Below are 13,626 nucleotides of genomic sequence, written 5' to 3'. Positions count from 1 at the left end.
GGTCAGCGATTCTCTCCGCCATCATAATCGTTGGAATGTTGGTATTGGCGCGCGGGATCGTCGGCATCAGGGAGGCGTCGCAGACCCGCAAGCCCTGGGCGCCATGGACGCGGCCCTGCCCATCGGTGACGGCCATAGGGTCGCTAGCGCGCCCCATGCGCGCCGTGCCTGAGGCATGCCACACACCGCCGACGGCCGCGCTGACAAAAGCGGTCAGCGCCTCGTCATCGTTGAGCAGATCGTGAAGCCGGGTCCCCAGCGTTACGGCGCCGTGAATGAGTGCCGAGCGGAAGGGACCCGCATAGTCGAGCATGGCGCCGAAGACGCCGCGCTGCACGGCATTCAAGAAGCCTTCTCCTGCGATTTTTGCGACGCGTGGGGAATAGCTTGTGGGAAAGACCGTGTCGGCACTGCCGCGCATGAGGGGATCGCTCAAGGTCTGCGCGCCGAGCCTGAAACCGAACTTCAGGCGCTCGAGATCGCGCGTATCAGAGAGCATGCGGAAATCGACTTTGGGCTCCACGCGGGCATCACGGGATACCAGTTCAACCGCACCGCGAGAGTAGGACTTGTTGACCCAAATAAAGAGCGTGCCGATGCGCTGCCCGACGGAGTGCCAGCCTGACCGTGCGATCATGGCGGCATGCATATCACCCTCGGGTGCGTCGCCGATACCGGAAGAGAAGCGCAGAATGGCGTGGTCGTGGTGCTCATTCAAATCCCGCAATCGTGCGGTGGCCGGCAGGAAGGTAGAGACTGCTGTCGACGGATGCTCCATCAGGTTCCGTCCGACGCCGGCGCGGTCCAGAACGACGGGGATGCCCAGTGCGGAAAGCGCGGCCCCGTCGCCCACACCGCTTCGCAACAGCAAGGCGGCAGTATGTATGGCGCCTGCCGAGACGATGACCTCGTCCGCAGCGAGCGATTCGGGCGGTCCATCCTCCGGCAATACGACCGCGCCTGTGGCACGGGTGCCATCGAACAGGATACGATCAGCGTGGCGATGGGTCAGAATACGGAGATTCGGCCGGGCCCGGACGTCATCGGACAAATAGGCGATCGAGGTCGGAATACGATGCCCCTGATCATCAACTGCGATCGCGCCCGTATAAATTCCGTCCTTCCATGCGCCGTTTTGATCCGCACCGCGCTGATAGCCGCGCGCCTCCAGCGTGCCGATGACAGATTTGACGAAAGGTGACATTGCGGCGTCACTGATACGCCGCACGGGGATGGGGCCATCCTGACCGTGGAATGGCCCGTCGAAATCGACATCCCGTTCCAGCTTGCGGAAGTAGGGCAGGCAGGCTTCCCAAGACCAACCATCAGCCCCTGCTTCAGCCCATTCGTCGTAATCTCCCGGCGCCCCTCTATTGGCGACCATCGCGTTGACAGCCGAACCACCGCCAAGCAGGCGGCCCTGTTCGTATCGCCGCGGCGCGCGCCCCTCCGTTTGGCCGAGGGGCGCTCCGATCAGTGCCGCAAGCTTGGGCCAAATATTACCGGCATCCAGATAGGCCCGGCCGGGATAGCGGCTTTGGATTGACGCCGGCATGGTCGCCGCAGTCAGGTCTCGCCCCGCCTCCACCAGGGTAACCTGATGGCGTGCATCTTCGGTCAGCCGTGCCGCCAGAACGCAACCGGCGGAGCCGCCGCCGAGGATTAGAAAACTGATCATACCCAGTCTCTTGCATTTAGTTGTGGCGACCACTCATCACTTCTTTCCGCCCCAACGTTTCGGATAGCCAGGCAGGTCGGTGCAGCCACACGCCGCGTAGAACAGCGGCGGCATCTTCGGGTCGACATACTGGGCAAGATTGGCGTTGGTAATGACAGGCTGCGGAAGGATCCAATTCGGACCGGGCACCGGCTTGCCCTGCAGCACATCCAACGCCGCAATCAAAGCCGTGCGCCATTGATAGGCGGGGTAGGTAGGAGCGATGCCCTCGAACCTTTCCTTCTGCCATTTCTGCAGGTAGTCTTCCTGATCCTCGCCGGTGATGATCGGGTAATCAAGCCCAGCATCCTCGAACGCCTCCGCAACGGCGACGGACATGGCGCCAAAATCGACCCATACGGCGTCTATCTTGCCGAATCGGCTGATATAGTCGCTGACAACGGCCTTGGTCTTCGCGTTGTCGGCACCGGTATATTCGATTCCGATTGGCTTAATGCCGGCCTGATCGAAGATCTTCATAGCGGCGTCATCGCGCGTCTCGAAGACGTCGATACCCGGTGCCGTCCGCAGGACGAGCAGCTTGCCGGCCTTCGGCATATGCTTGACGACATATTCAGCGCCGGCGATGCCATAGGCGTAGCCGCCGATCGTGCGCACCGCCGTGACCGGGCAAGAGGTGTTGACGCTGCGATCGAAGGTAATCACCGGAAGCGCCTTGCAGGCCTCCTCAATCACCGGCGTCAAGGCATCCGACGTATGAGGCGAGACGATCAGCACATCGCATTTGTGGCTGGTGATGAAGGCCCGAATATCAGAGATCTGCTTATCGTCCTTGTCTTCGGCGTCGGCGTAATCCAGGGACGCGATGAGTGATCTGTTCTTCTCCGCGGTTGCCTGCATGACCTTCCAGCCGACTACACGCCAGGGATTGCTGAGGCTCGCGTTGGAGAAGCAGACATGGTACGGCGCCGGCTTCTTGTACTTCGTGGTGTCGACCATGCTGTTAGACAGGGTCTGCAACCATGGTTGGTCACTCGGTCCCTTCGGTGTCGCGGACATCAACGCCTTCTCGAAGTCGAACTCCTTCAGCATCGTGCTGACGTTGCTAGTGGCCGTTTGCGCACGAGCACCGCTACAGGCCAGTGCAATAACGACCGCCATCAGGCCCGCCTGTACCATCCGCCCTCGCATCGCGTCTCTCCTATTATTATTTTATTGATTGTTCAGTCGGCGCGGCCACGCTCTGCCGTCAGGGCAGCGGCCACCACCAGAATGACGCCCTGCACGCCCACGCGCAGAGGTTCCGGAAACCCGATCAGGTTCAGCAAGGTGAAGAGTGCGTAGAGGGTCAATGCGCCGATCACGGCGCCGCCCATGCTGCCCCGGCCGCCGAGAAGCACGACACCGCCAATGACCGCGGCTGAGACGGCCTGAAGCTCATATCCGGTGCCGACATCAACAGAAACGCCGGAAAAGCCGCCGAGCAGAAGGCCGGCTGTAACGGCCGCGACGGCCGAAATGACAAAGGTTGCCATGCGATAGCGCCGCACCGGAACTCCGGCCAGCTCCGCGGCGCGTGGGTTGTCACCGATCATCGGCAAGAGGCGGCCGAAATTTGTGCCATGCAGAAGCCAGCACATGATCGCGACAGCGACGACGAGCACGACAACAGCGACCGGCATGCGCGTCACCAAGGGCACGTGCCGCCAGGCATACCGGCCGAAGAAGCGAAGATTTTGCGGTAGATAGCCTTGGGGGGCTCCCCCTGACCACATCATGGCGATGCCCTTGGCGACCAAAAGCATTCCGAGGGTCGTTATGATGGATGGCACCTTGGCCCAAGCAACGATCGCCCCGCTGGTGCAGCCCGCGACAATGCCGATGCCGTAGACAGTCGCGATCGCTACCCAGGTCATTGACGGATCACCCTCCGTGATGAGGGCGCCTGCGACAACGACGAGCGTGATGAGCGAACCGACCGCGAGGTCGAACCCGCCGGCGATAAGAACAAACGTCTGTCCGCAGGTCAGGATGACGATCGGTGCGGCCCGCTGAAGCAGACTCATCAAACCAGGAGCGGTTCGGTAGAGCGGACTCAGCCAGACGATGGCCACCATCAGCAGCAGGAAGACCACGATGGTCGGATGTATCCGCAACTTACGCAGGATGATGGGCTTTCCCGCAATGCGCGCGATGGCCTGCTCCATCATGCCGTGTGGGCCTTGCCGCGCACCGTATAGACGGCCACCGCGGTGACCACGATGACACCGCGCAAGATTTGCGCCAGAAACGGGTTGAGCTGAAGCATGTTGAAAACCGCATCGATGGTCGCGAAGACAAAGACGCCGGCAATCGTTCCGGCCACGCCGCCGCGCCCTCCGGACAGGAGCGTGCCGCCGATGACGACGACCGCGACGGAGCCGAGATCATAGCCGCCGTCCCGACCCATCCAGGGTGTGCCCGTTCCAAGCCAGCTGACGAGGTAGAGGCCGGCGACCGCGGCGGCGATGCTCGCCGCGACATGGGCACCGATGACGTAGCGCCTCGTGCGGATACCGGCGAGGCGGGCGGTCTGCGCATTGCCGCCTACGCCGTAGAGGCGGTAGCCGATGGCAGTGCGGCGCAGCACGTACCAAGTGGCGGCCGTGATCACCGCCAGCAGAATGAGAGCGAAGGGAATGCCGAACACTCCGCCATAGGCGAGAATCCGAAAGCTTGGCGGTGCATGGCCCGGAAGGCTTTCATAAGCAGTCGACAACACACCTTGAAGAACGAGTCCGGTCCCGAGCGTCGCGATCAGCGGGCTCACGGCAAGCACCGCGACAAGCACCCCGTTGATCAACCCGACGACGAGGCCGCAAAGGATGGCGGCGGCGATGCCGAGCGCGATTGCCGCGCTGCTGCCGTGCATCACGAAGCCGGCGAGGATAGCCGCAAGGCTGATGAGATTGGCCACCGAAAGGTCAATCGAGCCAACCAGAAGAACCAGCGTCTGCCCGATTGCGGTGATGCCGAGCGCCACCATGCGCTGAAGCAGCCCCATCACGCCAGCCCAGGAGAGCTGTGCGTCCTGCTCCGTTGCCAGTGCTACGATGGAATAGATGAGGGCGGAGCACAGGATGAGGGCCACCGGAAGATTGATGCTCTTTCGGCGTAGGGAAGCGGCGGCGGCACTCATGCCACGAGCTCCGCCGACTCTCCTGGTCCGTGCACTGCATAAGTCATGATCATTTCCTCGCTCGCGCCGGCCGGCAGCTCTGCCGCGACGCGACCGCCGCTCATCACCAGGATGCGGTCGCTCAGACCAATGATCTCGGTCAGGTCAGAGGAAACTATGAGAACGGCGCCTCCGGCCTCCGCATGGCGCCGCAGCAGCGCATAGATCGTCGCCTTCGCGCCAACGTCGATGCCCCGGGTCGGCTCGACGATGACCCAGATCCGCGCCTCGGTTGCAAGCCAGCGTGCAACGACGACCTTCTGCTGATTGCCGCCCGAAAGCTTGTTCACGGCCACGCTGAAATCCGCGGCCCGCAGCTCCACCTTCCGCAACAGCTCGTCGATTGTCTCGGCACGGCAGCGGCCGCGTGACGGCAACGCAAGCATAGAAGCGAGAGCACGCAGAGCAAGGCCCGTATTGTCTCGCAGAGACTGCCGCAGGCCGAGGCTTTCTGCCTTGCGGTCGTCGGACAGATAGGCGATTCCGCGCCCGGCCGCCTCCCTTGGGCTGCGTGGCGCCGGCCTGCCGTCGAATAGGGCGGTGACACCGGTGCCGAACGGCACATCGCCATAGATTGCACGCGCAATCTCGCTCTTGCCTGACCCTTCGAGACCCGCGATGCCGAGAATCTCTCCGGCACCAAGTGTGAAGGTCACATCACGTAGTGCCGCGTTGCCGGCGGCCGAGAGGCTGAGAAGAGGGGGCCCCGCCGAATCCGCCTGATTTTGCCGTGGTGGAAAAAGTGTGCTGACGGGGCGACCCACCATCAGGCGGATGACTTTATCGGGAATAGCTTCTGCAGCGGTCATCGTACCCATCACCTGCCCGTCCTTCAGCACGGTCACGCGGTCGGCGATGGCGAAGATTTCCCGCATGCGGTGGGAGATGTAGACAATTCCGACCCCGCTGCGCCGCAGCTCGGCGATGACATTGAAGAGCTTGTCGCTTTCCCGTGTATCGAGTGCAGCGGTCGGCTCGTCAAAGACGAGGAGCCGCGCATCCACCAGCAACGCCTTTGCGATCTCGATGACCTGCTGTTCCGCAATGGAGAGATCGGACACTTGGGCGTCCGGCAGGATGGCTGCGCCGAGGCGGTCGAGTGCATGTTGCGCCAACGAGAGCATTTGCCGCCGGTCAACGCGGCCGCCGCGCTGCGGTTCCCGCCCCAGGACGATATTTTCCGCAACCGTCCTATGGGGCAGCAGGCTCAGCTCCTGGTGAATGATGCCGATGCCCGCGGCGCGCGCCTCAAGCGGATGGGCGAAGGCAATGGGCCGCCCATCCCACAAGATCTCGCCCGCACTCGGCGGGAAGGCGCCAGCGAGGATCTTCATAAGCGTCGATTTGCCGGCGCCGTTTTCGCCACAAAGGGCATGGACTTCCCCGGCTCGGACGTCGAAGGAAATGCCGTTCAGAACGCGGATCGCACCAAAGCTCTTGGAGATGTCTCGCATCTCCAGCAAGCTGGGCACAGCCCTATCGTCCACGCCGCTGTCCATGATCTGCCGCACGCGTTTCCATCCCATGGCCTGGTCTTTGCCACTCACGGCCTGGAAGCCGCAGGTAACCAGTTGGTTATAGGCTAAGGATCAAGCCGCGTGCTTGTCAAGGAGATCGCGCACCGATAGCTTGATACCCCATGGTAAAACTCTCGAAGCAGACTGCTGGGCCTGCGAAGCCGGAAACTTCCCAACGCGAGATCAAGTCGGCGCTACCGCGCGACCCGGAGCGGACGAGTGCGGCCATTCTCGCAGCATCAACTAAGGAGTTTGCGGAGAAAGGGTATGGAGGCGCCCGCATCAACGCCATTGCGGAACGCGCAGGCACCAACAAGCGCATGCTCTACCATTATTTCGGCGGCAAGGAGGCCCTGTACCTGGCGGTGCTTGAGGGTAGCTATATGCAGATCCGCTCGGCTGAGACCAAGCTCCAGCTGGACAAGCGGGATCCGGAAGATGGCATGCGAGAGCTCGTTCTGTTCACTTGGCGCTACTACCTTGACCATCCGGAATTCCTGAGTCTTCTGCACACCGAGAACCTGCATAGGGCCAAGTTCCTGAAGCGCTCGGCCCGCATATTTGATCTCAATTCGCCCCTTGTCGCGCAGACTGCGGATCTTCTGCGGCGTGGTGCAGAAAAGGGCGTGTTCCGGCCGGGCACCGACCCCGTGAAGGTCTATATCAGCATCGCCGCGCTCGGCTTTTTCTACTTGTCCAACCGCTGGACGCTGTCGACGATCTTCCGGCGTGATCTCGGCTCCAAGGCGGAAACCGATGCCTGGGGCGAACATATCGTTCAGGTCGTCCTCGCCTCTTTGCGCTGATAGCCTGATTCCACAGGCAACACGACACATCTGCAACGCTTGACATGATCGCTCCTTGCATGCTTCCGTGGTAACCAGACGGTTACCAAGAGCCGGCTCTGGGAGGAGCAATACAGTGGCTACACAGCGGCTTGGCATCATCATGCACGGCATAACCGGGCGGATGGGCTACAATCAGCATCTCGTACGCTCTATCGTTGCAATTCGGGATCAAGGTGGCGTTGCTCTGCCTTCCGGCGATCGCGTCATGCCCGACCCGATTCTCGTGGGCCGAAACTACGAGAAGGTTGCGGCTCTTGCGGCTCGGCATGGGATCAAGCGCGTCGCGAGCAGCGTCAATGAGGCGCTTGGCAACCTGGATGACACGGTCTTTTTCGACGCGGGCTCCACCCAGATGCGCGTCAGCCTGCTCGGACAGGCGATCGCGGCAGGCAAGCACGTCTATTGCGAAAAGCCGGTCAGCGAGACATTGCAGGAAGCGCTCGATGTTGCGGCGCTTGCGAAACAGCATGGGGTGAAGAGCGGCGTCGTTCAAGACAAGCTCTATCTGCCTGGCCTAAGGAAGATCGCTATGCTGCGAGAGAGTGGCTTCTTCGGCCGCATCCTGTCGGTTCGTGGAGAATTTGGCTATTGGGTCTTCGAGGGGGACTGGCAGGCGGCACAGCGCCCGTCGTGGAATTATCGCAAGGAGGACGGTGGCGGCATCATCCTCGATATGGTGCCGCATTGGCGTTACGTGCTTGATAACCTCTTCGGGGAGGTCGAAAGCGTAAGTTGCCTGGGCGCGAACCATATTCCAGAACGTGTCGACGAGCAGGGCAGTCGTTATCAGGCCGATGCCGACGACGCGGCCTATGCGACCTTCCGCCTCGCCGGAGGCATCATTGCCCATATCAACTCGTCCTGGGCCGTGCGGGTGAAGCGGGACGACCTGGTAACCTTCCAGGTTGACGGGACGCACGGCTCGGCCGTCGCCGGGCTGACCCGCTGCTACACCCAGCATCGCGTGAACACCCCGCGTCCGGTGTGGAATCCTGACCAGCCGCAGACGATGCGCTTTCAGGAGCAGTGGGACGAGGTGCCGGACAATGCGAGCTATGAAAATGGCTTTAAACTCCAATGGGAGGAGTTCATCCGCCACGTCGTCAGCGGCACGACGTGGAAATTCGATCTGCTCGAAGGGGCGAAAGGCGTGCAGCTTGCGGAGCTCGCGACCGAGAGCTGGCGCGAGCGGCGTTGGGTCGACGTGCCGGCGCTGACGCTTTCCGGCATTCGGCGGGCGGTGGCATAAGACCATGGCCCCTCTCCGTCTTCCCCAGGCCGATGGCAGCCTGAGCGAGTACCGCCTCACCGGCACACCGCTGCCCAAGCCGGCTGCGGCGCCGCACTTCAATCGCGTGGCTTTCGCGGCAGCGCATGTCGTCGTGGATCCGCTTGCGGATAATGATCCTTGGCTCGACGCGGCGATCGATTGGGAGCGCACGATCGCCTTCCGTTCCTATCTGTGGGATCTCGGATTGGGCATTGCGGAAGCGATGGATACCGCTCAGCGGGGCATGGGCCTGAGCTGGGAGAATGCGCGGACGCTTTGCGTTCATGCGGCGGAGGCCGCGAAGGCACGCCCCGGCGCCCTGATCGCCTTCGGGGCCGGCACCGATCATCTGCAACCTGGGCTTGAGACCTCGCTGGATGACATCATCCGCGCTTACGAGACCCAGATCGAGGTGATCGAAGCGCTCGGTGGCCGCATCATCCTGATGGCAAGCCGGGCACTCGCGGCTGTAGCGCAGGGCCCCGAGGATTACATCCGGGTGTATGACCGCATCCTGTCGCAGACACGCAAGCCGGTGATCATTCATTGGCTCGGCGAGATGTTTGATCCGGCCCTGAGCGGCTATTGGGGAAAGGGTGACCATCTCGCGGCGATGGATGTCTGCGCGGGTCTCATCAATGCGCATGCGGCGAAGGTGGATGGCGTCAAAATCTCTCTGCTTTCGGCGGAGAAGGAGATCATGATGCGCCGCCGCCTGGCGCCAGGTGTGCGGATGTATACGGGCGATGATTTTAACTATGCGGACCTCATCGCGGGCGACGCCGAGGGCCATAGTGATGCGCTGCTCGGCATTTTCGACGCCATCGCGCCCGCAGCCTCGCTTGCCCTGGCGAGACTGGCAGCTGGAGACGAGGCCGGGTTCCACACCATCCTGGCGCCGACCGTGCCCCTCTCGCGCCATATCTTCAAGGCGCCGACACGCTTCTATAAGACAGGCGTTGTCTTTCTCGCCTATCTCAATGGCTTGCAGGATCATTTTCTCATGCTCGGTGGCCAGCAGAGCGCGCGTTCCCTCCCGCATCTTGCTGAGCTTTTTCGTTTGGCAGACCAAGCCGGCGTTCTGAATGACCCGGAACGCGCAGCATCACGCATGCGGCAGGTGCTGGCCCTCGGGGGTGTTTCGTGAACGTCTCTGGCCTTTCTATGAATCTCGCAACCGTGCGGCCGCATTATGATCTGGCCGGCGCGGTGGATGCCTGCCTCGCGCGGGGCATCACGTCAATCGCCCCCTGGCGCGACCAGGTTCAGAAGGCGGGCGTGGCCGAGGCCGCTCGCATCATCCGCGGCAACGCCCTGGGCGTCACCGGCCTGTGCCGGGGGGGCATGTTTCCCGCGGCGACGGCCGAAGGCCTCGCTGCTGCGGTCGAGGATAACCAACGCGCGGTGGATGAGGCGGCGGCGCTCGGTGCCGATTGCCTTGTCCTGGTAGTTGGCGGTTTGCCAGACGGTTCGCGGGATTTGTCCGGTGCGCGTGATATGGTCCTACGCGGCTTGGAAGCGCTGCTACCCTATGCGCAGGCTCAGAACATGCCGCTGGCGATTGAGCCATTGCATCCCATGTATGCGGCAGATCGTGCCTGCGTGAATACCTTGGAGCAGGCGCTCGACCTTTGCGACCATCTGGGTGACGGCACCGGTGTCGCGATCGACGTCTATCACGTCTGGTGGGATCCAAAGCTCTATGAGCAGATCGCGCGCGCCGGTGCAGGGGGCCGTATCCTGGCGCATCACATCTGCGACTGGCTCGTGCCGACGCGCGACCTGTTGACGGATCGCGGCATGATGGGCGACGGGGTGATCGACCTGCGCACGATCCGTGCGCATATTGAGCAGGCAGGCTATCACGGCGCCCAGGAGGTCGAGATCTTCTCGGCGCAGGATTGGTGGAAGCGGCCCGGAGCGGACGTCTTGTCCACCTGCATTGAGCGCTATCGGACCGTATGCTGAGAGCCGGCCCGAAAGAGGCCGGTCAAGGGAGAGGCGAATGTCATTCGAATCACGCAACCCGGCGACAGGTGACCTGATTGCGACTTATCCCAAACACGATGCCGCGGGGGTGGAAGCACGGCTGTCGCGCGTTTGGGATGGTTGGAAGCACTGGTCGCAAACCTCGCTAGCACAGCGCAGAAGCTTTCTCATCCGCCTCGCTGAGCTGTTGGAAGAGCGGGCAGACCAGTATGGCCGATTAATCACGGCCGAGATGGGCAAGCCGCTTGCGGAAGCAATTGGTGAGGTCAAGAAAGCCGCCTCCGGCGCGCGGCACTTTGCCGAGGCCGCGGAAACCTACCTGCAGCCGCAGCCCATTGCGGGCACGCCCGCGCGCATCATTCACGAGCCGCTTGGGCCAATCTTCGGCATCATGCCGTGGAACCTGCCATTCTGGCAGGTGTTGCGTTTCTTCATTCCCTCCGCGCTCGTCGGCAACACTGTCCTGGTCAAGCATGCGGAGACGGTGCAAGGCTCGGCTGAGGCCTTGGAAGCCTTGGTGCAGGATGCCGGGGGGCCGAATGGCCTCTACGTCAATCTGGCGATCGGGCGGGAACGCGCGGCGGCTGTCATCGCCGATCCGCGCATCCGCGCGGTGACGGTGACCGGCAGTGTCGCCGCGGGCCGCGCTGTCGCGGCGGAGGCCGGGCGGCACGGCAAGAAGGTTGTGCTGGAACTCGGCGGTTCGGACCCATTCATTGTCTTCGACGACGCCGACCTTGCCAAAGCCGTACAATTCGGCATTGTTTCGCGCTTCTCCAACAACGCGCAGAGCTGCATCGCGGCTAAGCGCTTTCTCGTTGCTAAGCCACTGCTTGAGGCGTTCACAACGGCTTTCACAGAGCAGGCAAAGGCGTTGCCGATGGGTGACCCGAGTGAGGGCAGTGTTAAGCTCGGTCCCCTCGCGCGCAGCGACCTGCGGGATAATGTTGACCGCCAAGTGAAAGAGGCGGTCAAGGCGGGCGGCCGCGTCTTGACCGGTGGCGAACCTAGCCCCGGCCCCGGCTACTTCTATCCGCCAACGGTGCTGGTTGACCTGCCGCCGGAGGCGCCCATCGCGCTGGAGGAGTTCTTTGGCCCCGTCGCCATGATCTTCTCCTTCGAGACCGAGGAGGAGGCGGTGGAGCTCGCCAATAGGACGGAATTCGGGCTGGGTGCCGCTATCTGGAGCCGCGATCTCGACCGTGCGAACCGCGTCGCCTCGCAGATCGAGGCAGGTGCCGTCTTCATCAATGATTTCGTTCGGTCCGATCCGCGAGCGCCCTTCGGCGGCACGAAAGGCTCGGGGTTCGGGCGCGAGCTTGGCGCGCTCGGTGCGCTTGAGCTTGCGAACGCCAAACTCATCTGGCAGGGAGGTTGACAACGGCGGTGCTGTTCCGCCTGGAACTAGCCGCACGGCGCTAGCAGCACCAAGCTGTCACTCTCGGAGTTCGCGTTAGGAGACTATCCGAGAAGTCTTTAGCCGACCCGGCGCTGGGTTTGATTCACTATCGTGCATTAGCCAGAGCTTTCGTGAGTGGGATGTGGACCCGACCTGGCTTCCGCGAGGAATGAATTCGCGTGTGCCTGGGAGATTCCCTGGTGGGCCGATGATGGGATGCTCGGCTACGCTTGCTCCAGCTTCGCTAAAGAGCGATCCATGCGGGCAGTAGCGCAGGGATTATCGAGGGTAGTGGTGGTCTGCCGCCGAAGCCAGCATCATGGATGATGCACCGTGAACACCATTGAGTCAGGTGCAGTTGCCGGTAGCCGCCCCATCGAGAGGGATTAGTGTCATTAACCTGACGAGCCGCTCTGGCAGGCAGTTTCTACGGTGATGCGGCACTTCCGGTGCTCGCCTCCCAGTACGGCGGTCGGCCGTCGGAATTGCTCCTAACACGGGATCAATAGACATCGATCCGGGGGCAGGGCATAGGCTTCTCAAAACGGAGAAAATCGGACGAGGCTTTTGTGGCGGGCTCTCGAGCGCCACGGCGTTAGCTTACTCTCCTTAGCTCCTTCTGCCGCATACGCTCGCAACTTGTGGGTGGTCGAACCAGATGGAACATGCCAGACGCCTCCCGTCTTCTCGTCTCCCGCTGATGAACTCAAAAGGTCGATGTGCGAGGGTCATTCTGTCGAAGTTAAAAGAGCTGCCTTTCGAGATGAGAGTTTCGTTCTTCTCGTGACCGCCCGGCAGGACATAATGTATAGGTCAAGAACCAGCAACTTTGCGAGTATGTCGTTGCCTTGAGAGGAACTTCCCAGATCGACAATAACTGAGACGACTTCCAGTGACCTGGCCGCTGCCTGCGCCGGTGGTCGTCCAAGTTCCTTCGCTTCTGATCGCCGGTGCGATCTGGAGTTGCGTCGGAAAAACGGAAGGCTCCGGATGCGGAGAGCGGAGTTCCTTGGTATTTGTCAGCACCGCTTGCATCGTCCGCAAATCCGTCGACGTGAAAGTCGCCTGGGCCCAGGGTGTATCGTCGCCTCAGTAGGGCAGCAGCTCCACCGCCACGGGCGTCACGCCGCCTGACGCGCCGCGAATAATCACGTCCGGCTGATGGACCGATTTCTCGCCCATCGCCTTTACCGGCTGCACGCCGAGGCCTTAAAGGCGCTGGTGCCAAAAGCGATCTCGCTCTGCGCATCGGTGCCGCAGTCGATCCACACGACGACCATTCCTGTCTTGCCCTGGAACTTGATGGGCGCCGTAGCGCCGTGGCCGATCGTAACGCGCGGACTATTGCGTGGGAAACCCACCGGACACTGTTTTTGTCTGGCCCGGTCCACGATGCAGCCCGCGAGTGGTGCACTGCTCTGTGCGATTCAGGAGGAGGCGGGGGCGCTGATCCTTGCAATACAGGCTGCGTTGGCCGGACAATCGTCGCGAGGCCTGACGCTGCTCGCCCGCTCGGATCCAGTGGCGTAATGGACGATGCTGCTCTACCCAGCTATTGCCCGTTGTCTCACACGCTGGGCGCCGATTTGCTCGCGCATCAGCGAGCAACTTGTCTTCGGCAGCGGGGTCAATCGCCCGGAAGAAAGAGGAGCCTTCATTCCATCTCGATTACCCGGCTCCAGACGACATAAGGCGCGATCGCCTCTGC

At 62.3% G+C, this 13,626-nt stretch carries 10 protein-coding genes; 5 read left to right on the top strand and 5 right to left on the bottom strand.

The genetic code is table 11. The features are described from left to right. From VL752_RS07670 to VL752_RS07650, 5 genes are all read right to left on the bottom strand, one after another. The coding region (locus tag VL752_RS07670; protein WP_325353796.1) for a GMC family oxidoreductase at nt 1-1,678 on the bottom strand (1,678 nt) is incomplete at its 3' end. Between the two features lie 36 nt (nt 1,679-1,714). Beyond that, a complete protein-coding gene (locus VL752_RS07665; protein WP_325353794.1) occupies nt 1,715-2,839 on the bottom strand; it encodes an ABC transporter substrate-binding protein in 1,125 nt (374 codons plus the stop codon). 62 nt (nt 2,840-2,901) lie between these two features. Continuing rightward, the gene (locus tag VL752_RS07660; RefSeq protein ID WP_325353792.1) at nt 2,902-3,888 is read right to left on the bottom strand and encodes an ABC transporter permease; all 987 of its coding nucleotides are present in this window, start codon (nt 3,886-3,888) and stop codon (nt 2,902-2,904) included. Then, nucleotides 3,885-4,856 carry an ABC transporter permease gene (locus VL752_RS07655; protein ID WP_325353790.1) on the bottom strand — a complete coding sequence of 324 codons (972 nt, stop codon included), beginning with the start codon at nt 4,854-4,856 and terminating at the stop codon, nt 3,885-3,887. The genes VL752_RS07660 and VL752_RS07655 overlap by 4 nt, the downstream gene beginning before the upstream one ends. Further along, the gene (locus VL752_RS07650; RefSeq protein WP_325353788.1) at nt 4,853-6,421 is read right to left on the bottom strand and encodes a sugar ABC transporter ATP-binding protein; all 1,569 of its coding nucleotides are present in this window, start codon (nt 6,419-6,421) and stop codon (nt 4,853-4,855) included. Before VL752_RS07650 ends, VL752_RS07655 begins: the two co-directional genes overlap by 4 nt. A 113-nt stretch (nt 6,422-6,534) precedes the next feature. On the opposite strand from VL752_RS07650, the gene VL752_RS07645 reads away from it, so the two are divergent. From VL752_RS07645 to VL752_RS07625, 5 genes are all read left to right on the top strand, one after another. Beyond that, nucleotides 6,535-7,218 carry a TetR/AcrR family transcriptional regulator gene (locus tag VL752_RS07645; protein WP_325353786.1) on the top strand — a complete coding sequence of 228 codons (684 nt, stop codon included), beginning with the start codon at nt 6,535-6,537 and terminating at the stop codon, nt 7,216-7,218. Between the two features lie 115 nt (nt 7,219-7,333). Further along, on the top strand, nt 7,334-8,509 hold the full coding sequence (locus tag VL752_RS07640) for a Gfo/Idh/MocA family protein (protein WP_325353784.1): 1,176 nt from the start codon (nt 7,334-7,336) through the stop codon (nt 8,507-8,509). A gap of 4 nt (nt 8,510-8,513) precedes the next feature. Continuing rightward, a complete protein-coding gene (locus VL752_RS07635; RefSeq protein ID WP_325353782.1) occupies nt 8,514-9,677 on the top strand; it encodes a dihydrodipicolinate synthase family protein in 1,164 nt (387 codons plus the stop codon). A 17-nt stretch (nt 9,678-9,694) separates the two neighbouring features. Beyond that, on the top strand, nt 9,695-10,498 hold the full coding sequence (locus tag VL752_RS07630; RefSeq protein ID WP_325353780.1) for a sugar phosphate isomerase/epimerase family protein: 804 nt from the start codon (nt 9,695-9,697) through the stop codon (nt 10,496-10,498). A 37-nt stretch (nt 10,499-10,535) separates the two neighbouring features. Next, entirely contained in the window at nt 10,536-11,897 is a 1,362-nt protein-coding gene (locus tag VL752_RS07625; protein ID WP_325353778.1) for an NAD-dependent succinate-semialdehyde dehydrogenase, read from the top strand. The last annotated feature ends 1,729 nt before the right edge of the window (nt 11,898-13,626 follow it).

The sequence above is a fragment of the Acidisoma sp. genome (assembly GCF_035492295.1).
In the GTDB taxonomy this organism is placed as follows: Bacteria; Pseudomonadota; Alphaproteobacteria; order Acetobacterales; family Acetobacteraceae; genus Acidisoma.
This window is presented reverse-complemented; position numbering and strand designations above follow the sequence as displayed.

Excerpts from the sequence above, each read along its gene's own strand:
- VL752_RS07665 (WP_325353794.1), bottom strand. The coding sequence starts at position 2,839 with ATGGCGGTCGTTATTGCACTGGCCTGTAGCGGTGCTCGTGCGCAAACG.
- VL752_RS07660 (WP_325353792.1), bottom strand. The coding sequence starts at position 3,888 with ATGATGGAGCAGGCCATCGCGCGCATTGCGGGAAAGCCCATCATCCTG.
- VL752_RS07655 (WP_325353790.1), bottom strand. The coding sequence starts at position 4,856 with ATGAGTGCCGCCGCCGCTTCCCTACGCCGAAAGAGCATCAATCTTCCG.
- VL752_RS07650 (WP_325353788.1), bottom strand. The coding sequence starts at position 6,421 with ATGGGATGGAAACGCGTGCGGCAGATCATGGACAGCGGCGTGGACGAT.
- VL752_RS07645 (WP_325353786.1), top strand. The coding sequence starts at position 6,535 with ATGGTAAAACTCTCGAAGCAGACTGCTGGGCCTGCGAAGCCGGAAACT.
- VL752_RS07635 (WP_325353782.1), top strand. The coding sequence starts at position 8,514 with ATGGCCCCTCTCCGTCTTCCCCAGGCCGATGGCAGCCTGAGCGAGTAC.
- VL752_RS07630 (WP_325353780.1), top strand. The coding sequence starts at position 9,695 with ATGAATCTCGCAACCGTGCGGCCGCATTATGATCTGGCCGGCGCGGTG.
- VL752_RS07625 (WP_325353778.1), top strand. The coding sequence starts at position 10,536 with ATGTCATTCGAATCACGCAACCCGGCGACAGGTGACCTGATTGCGACT.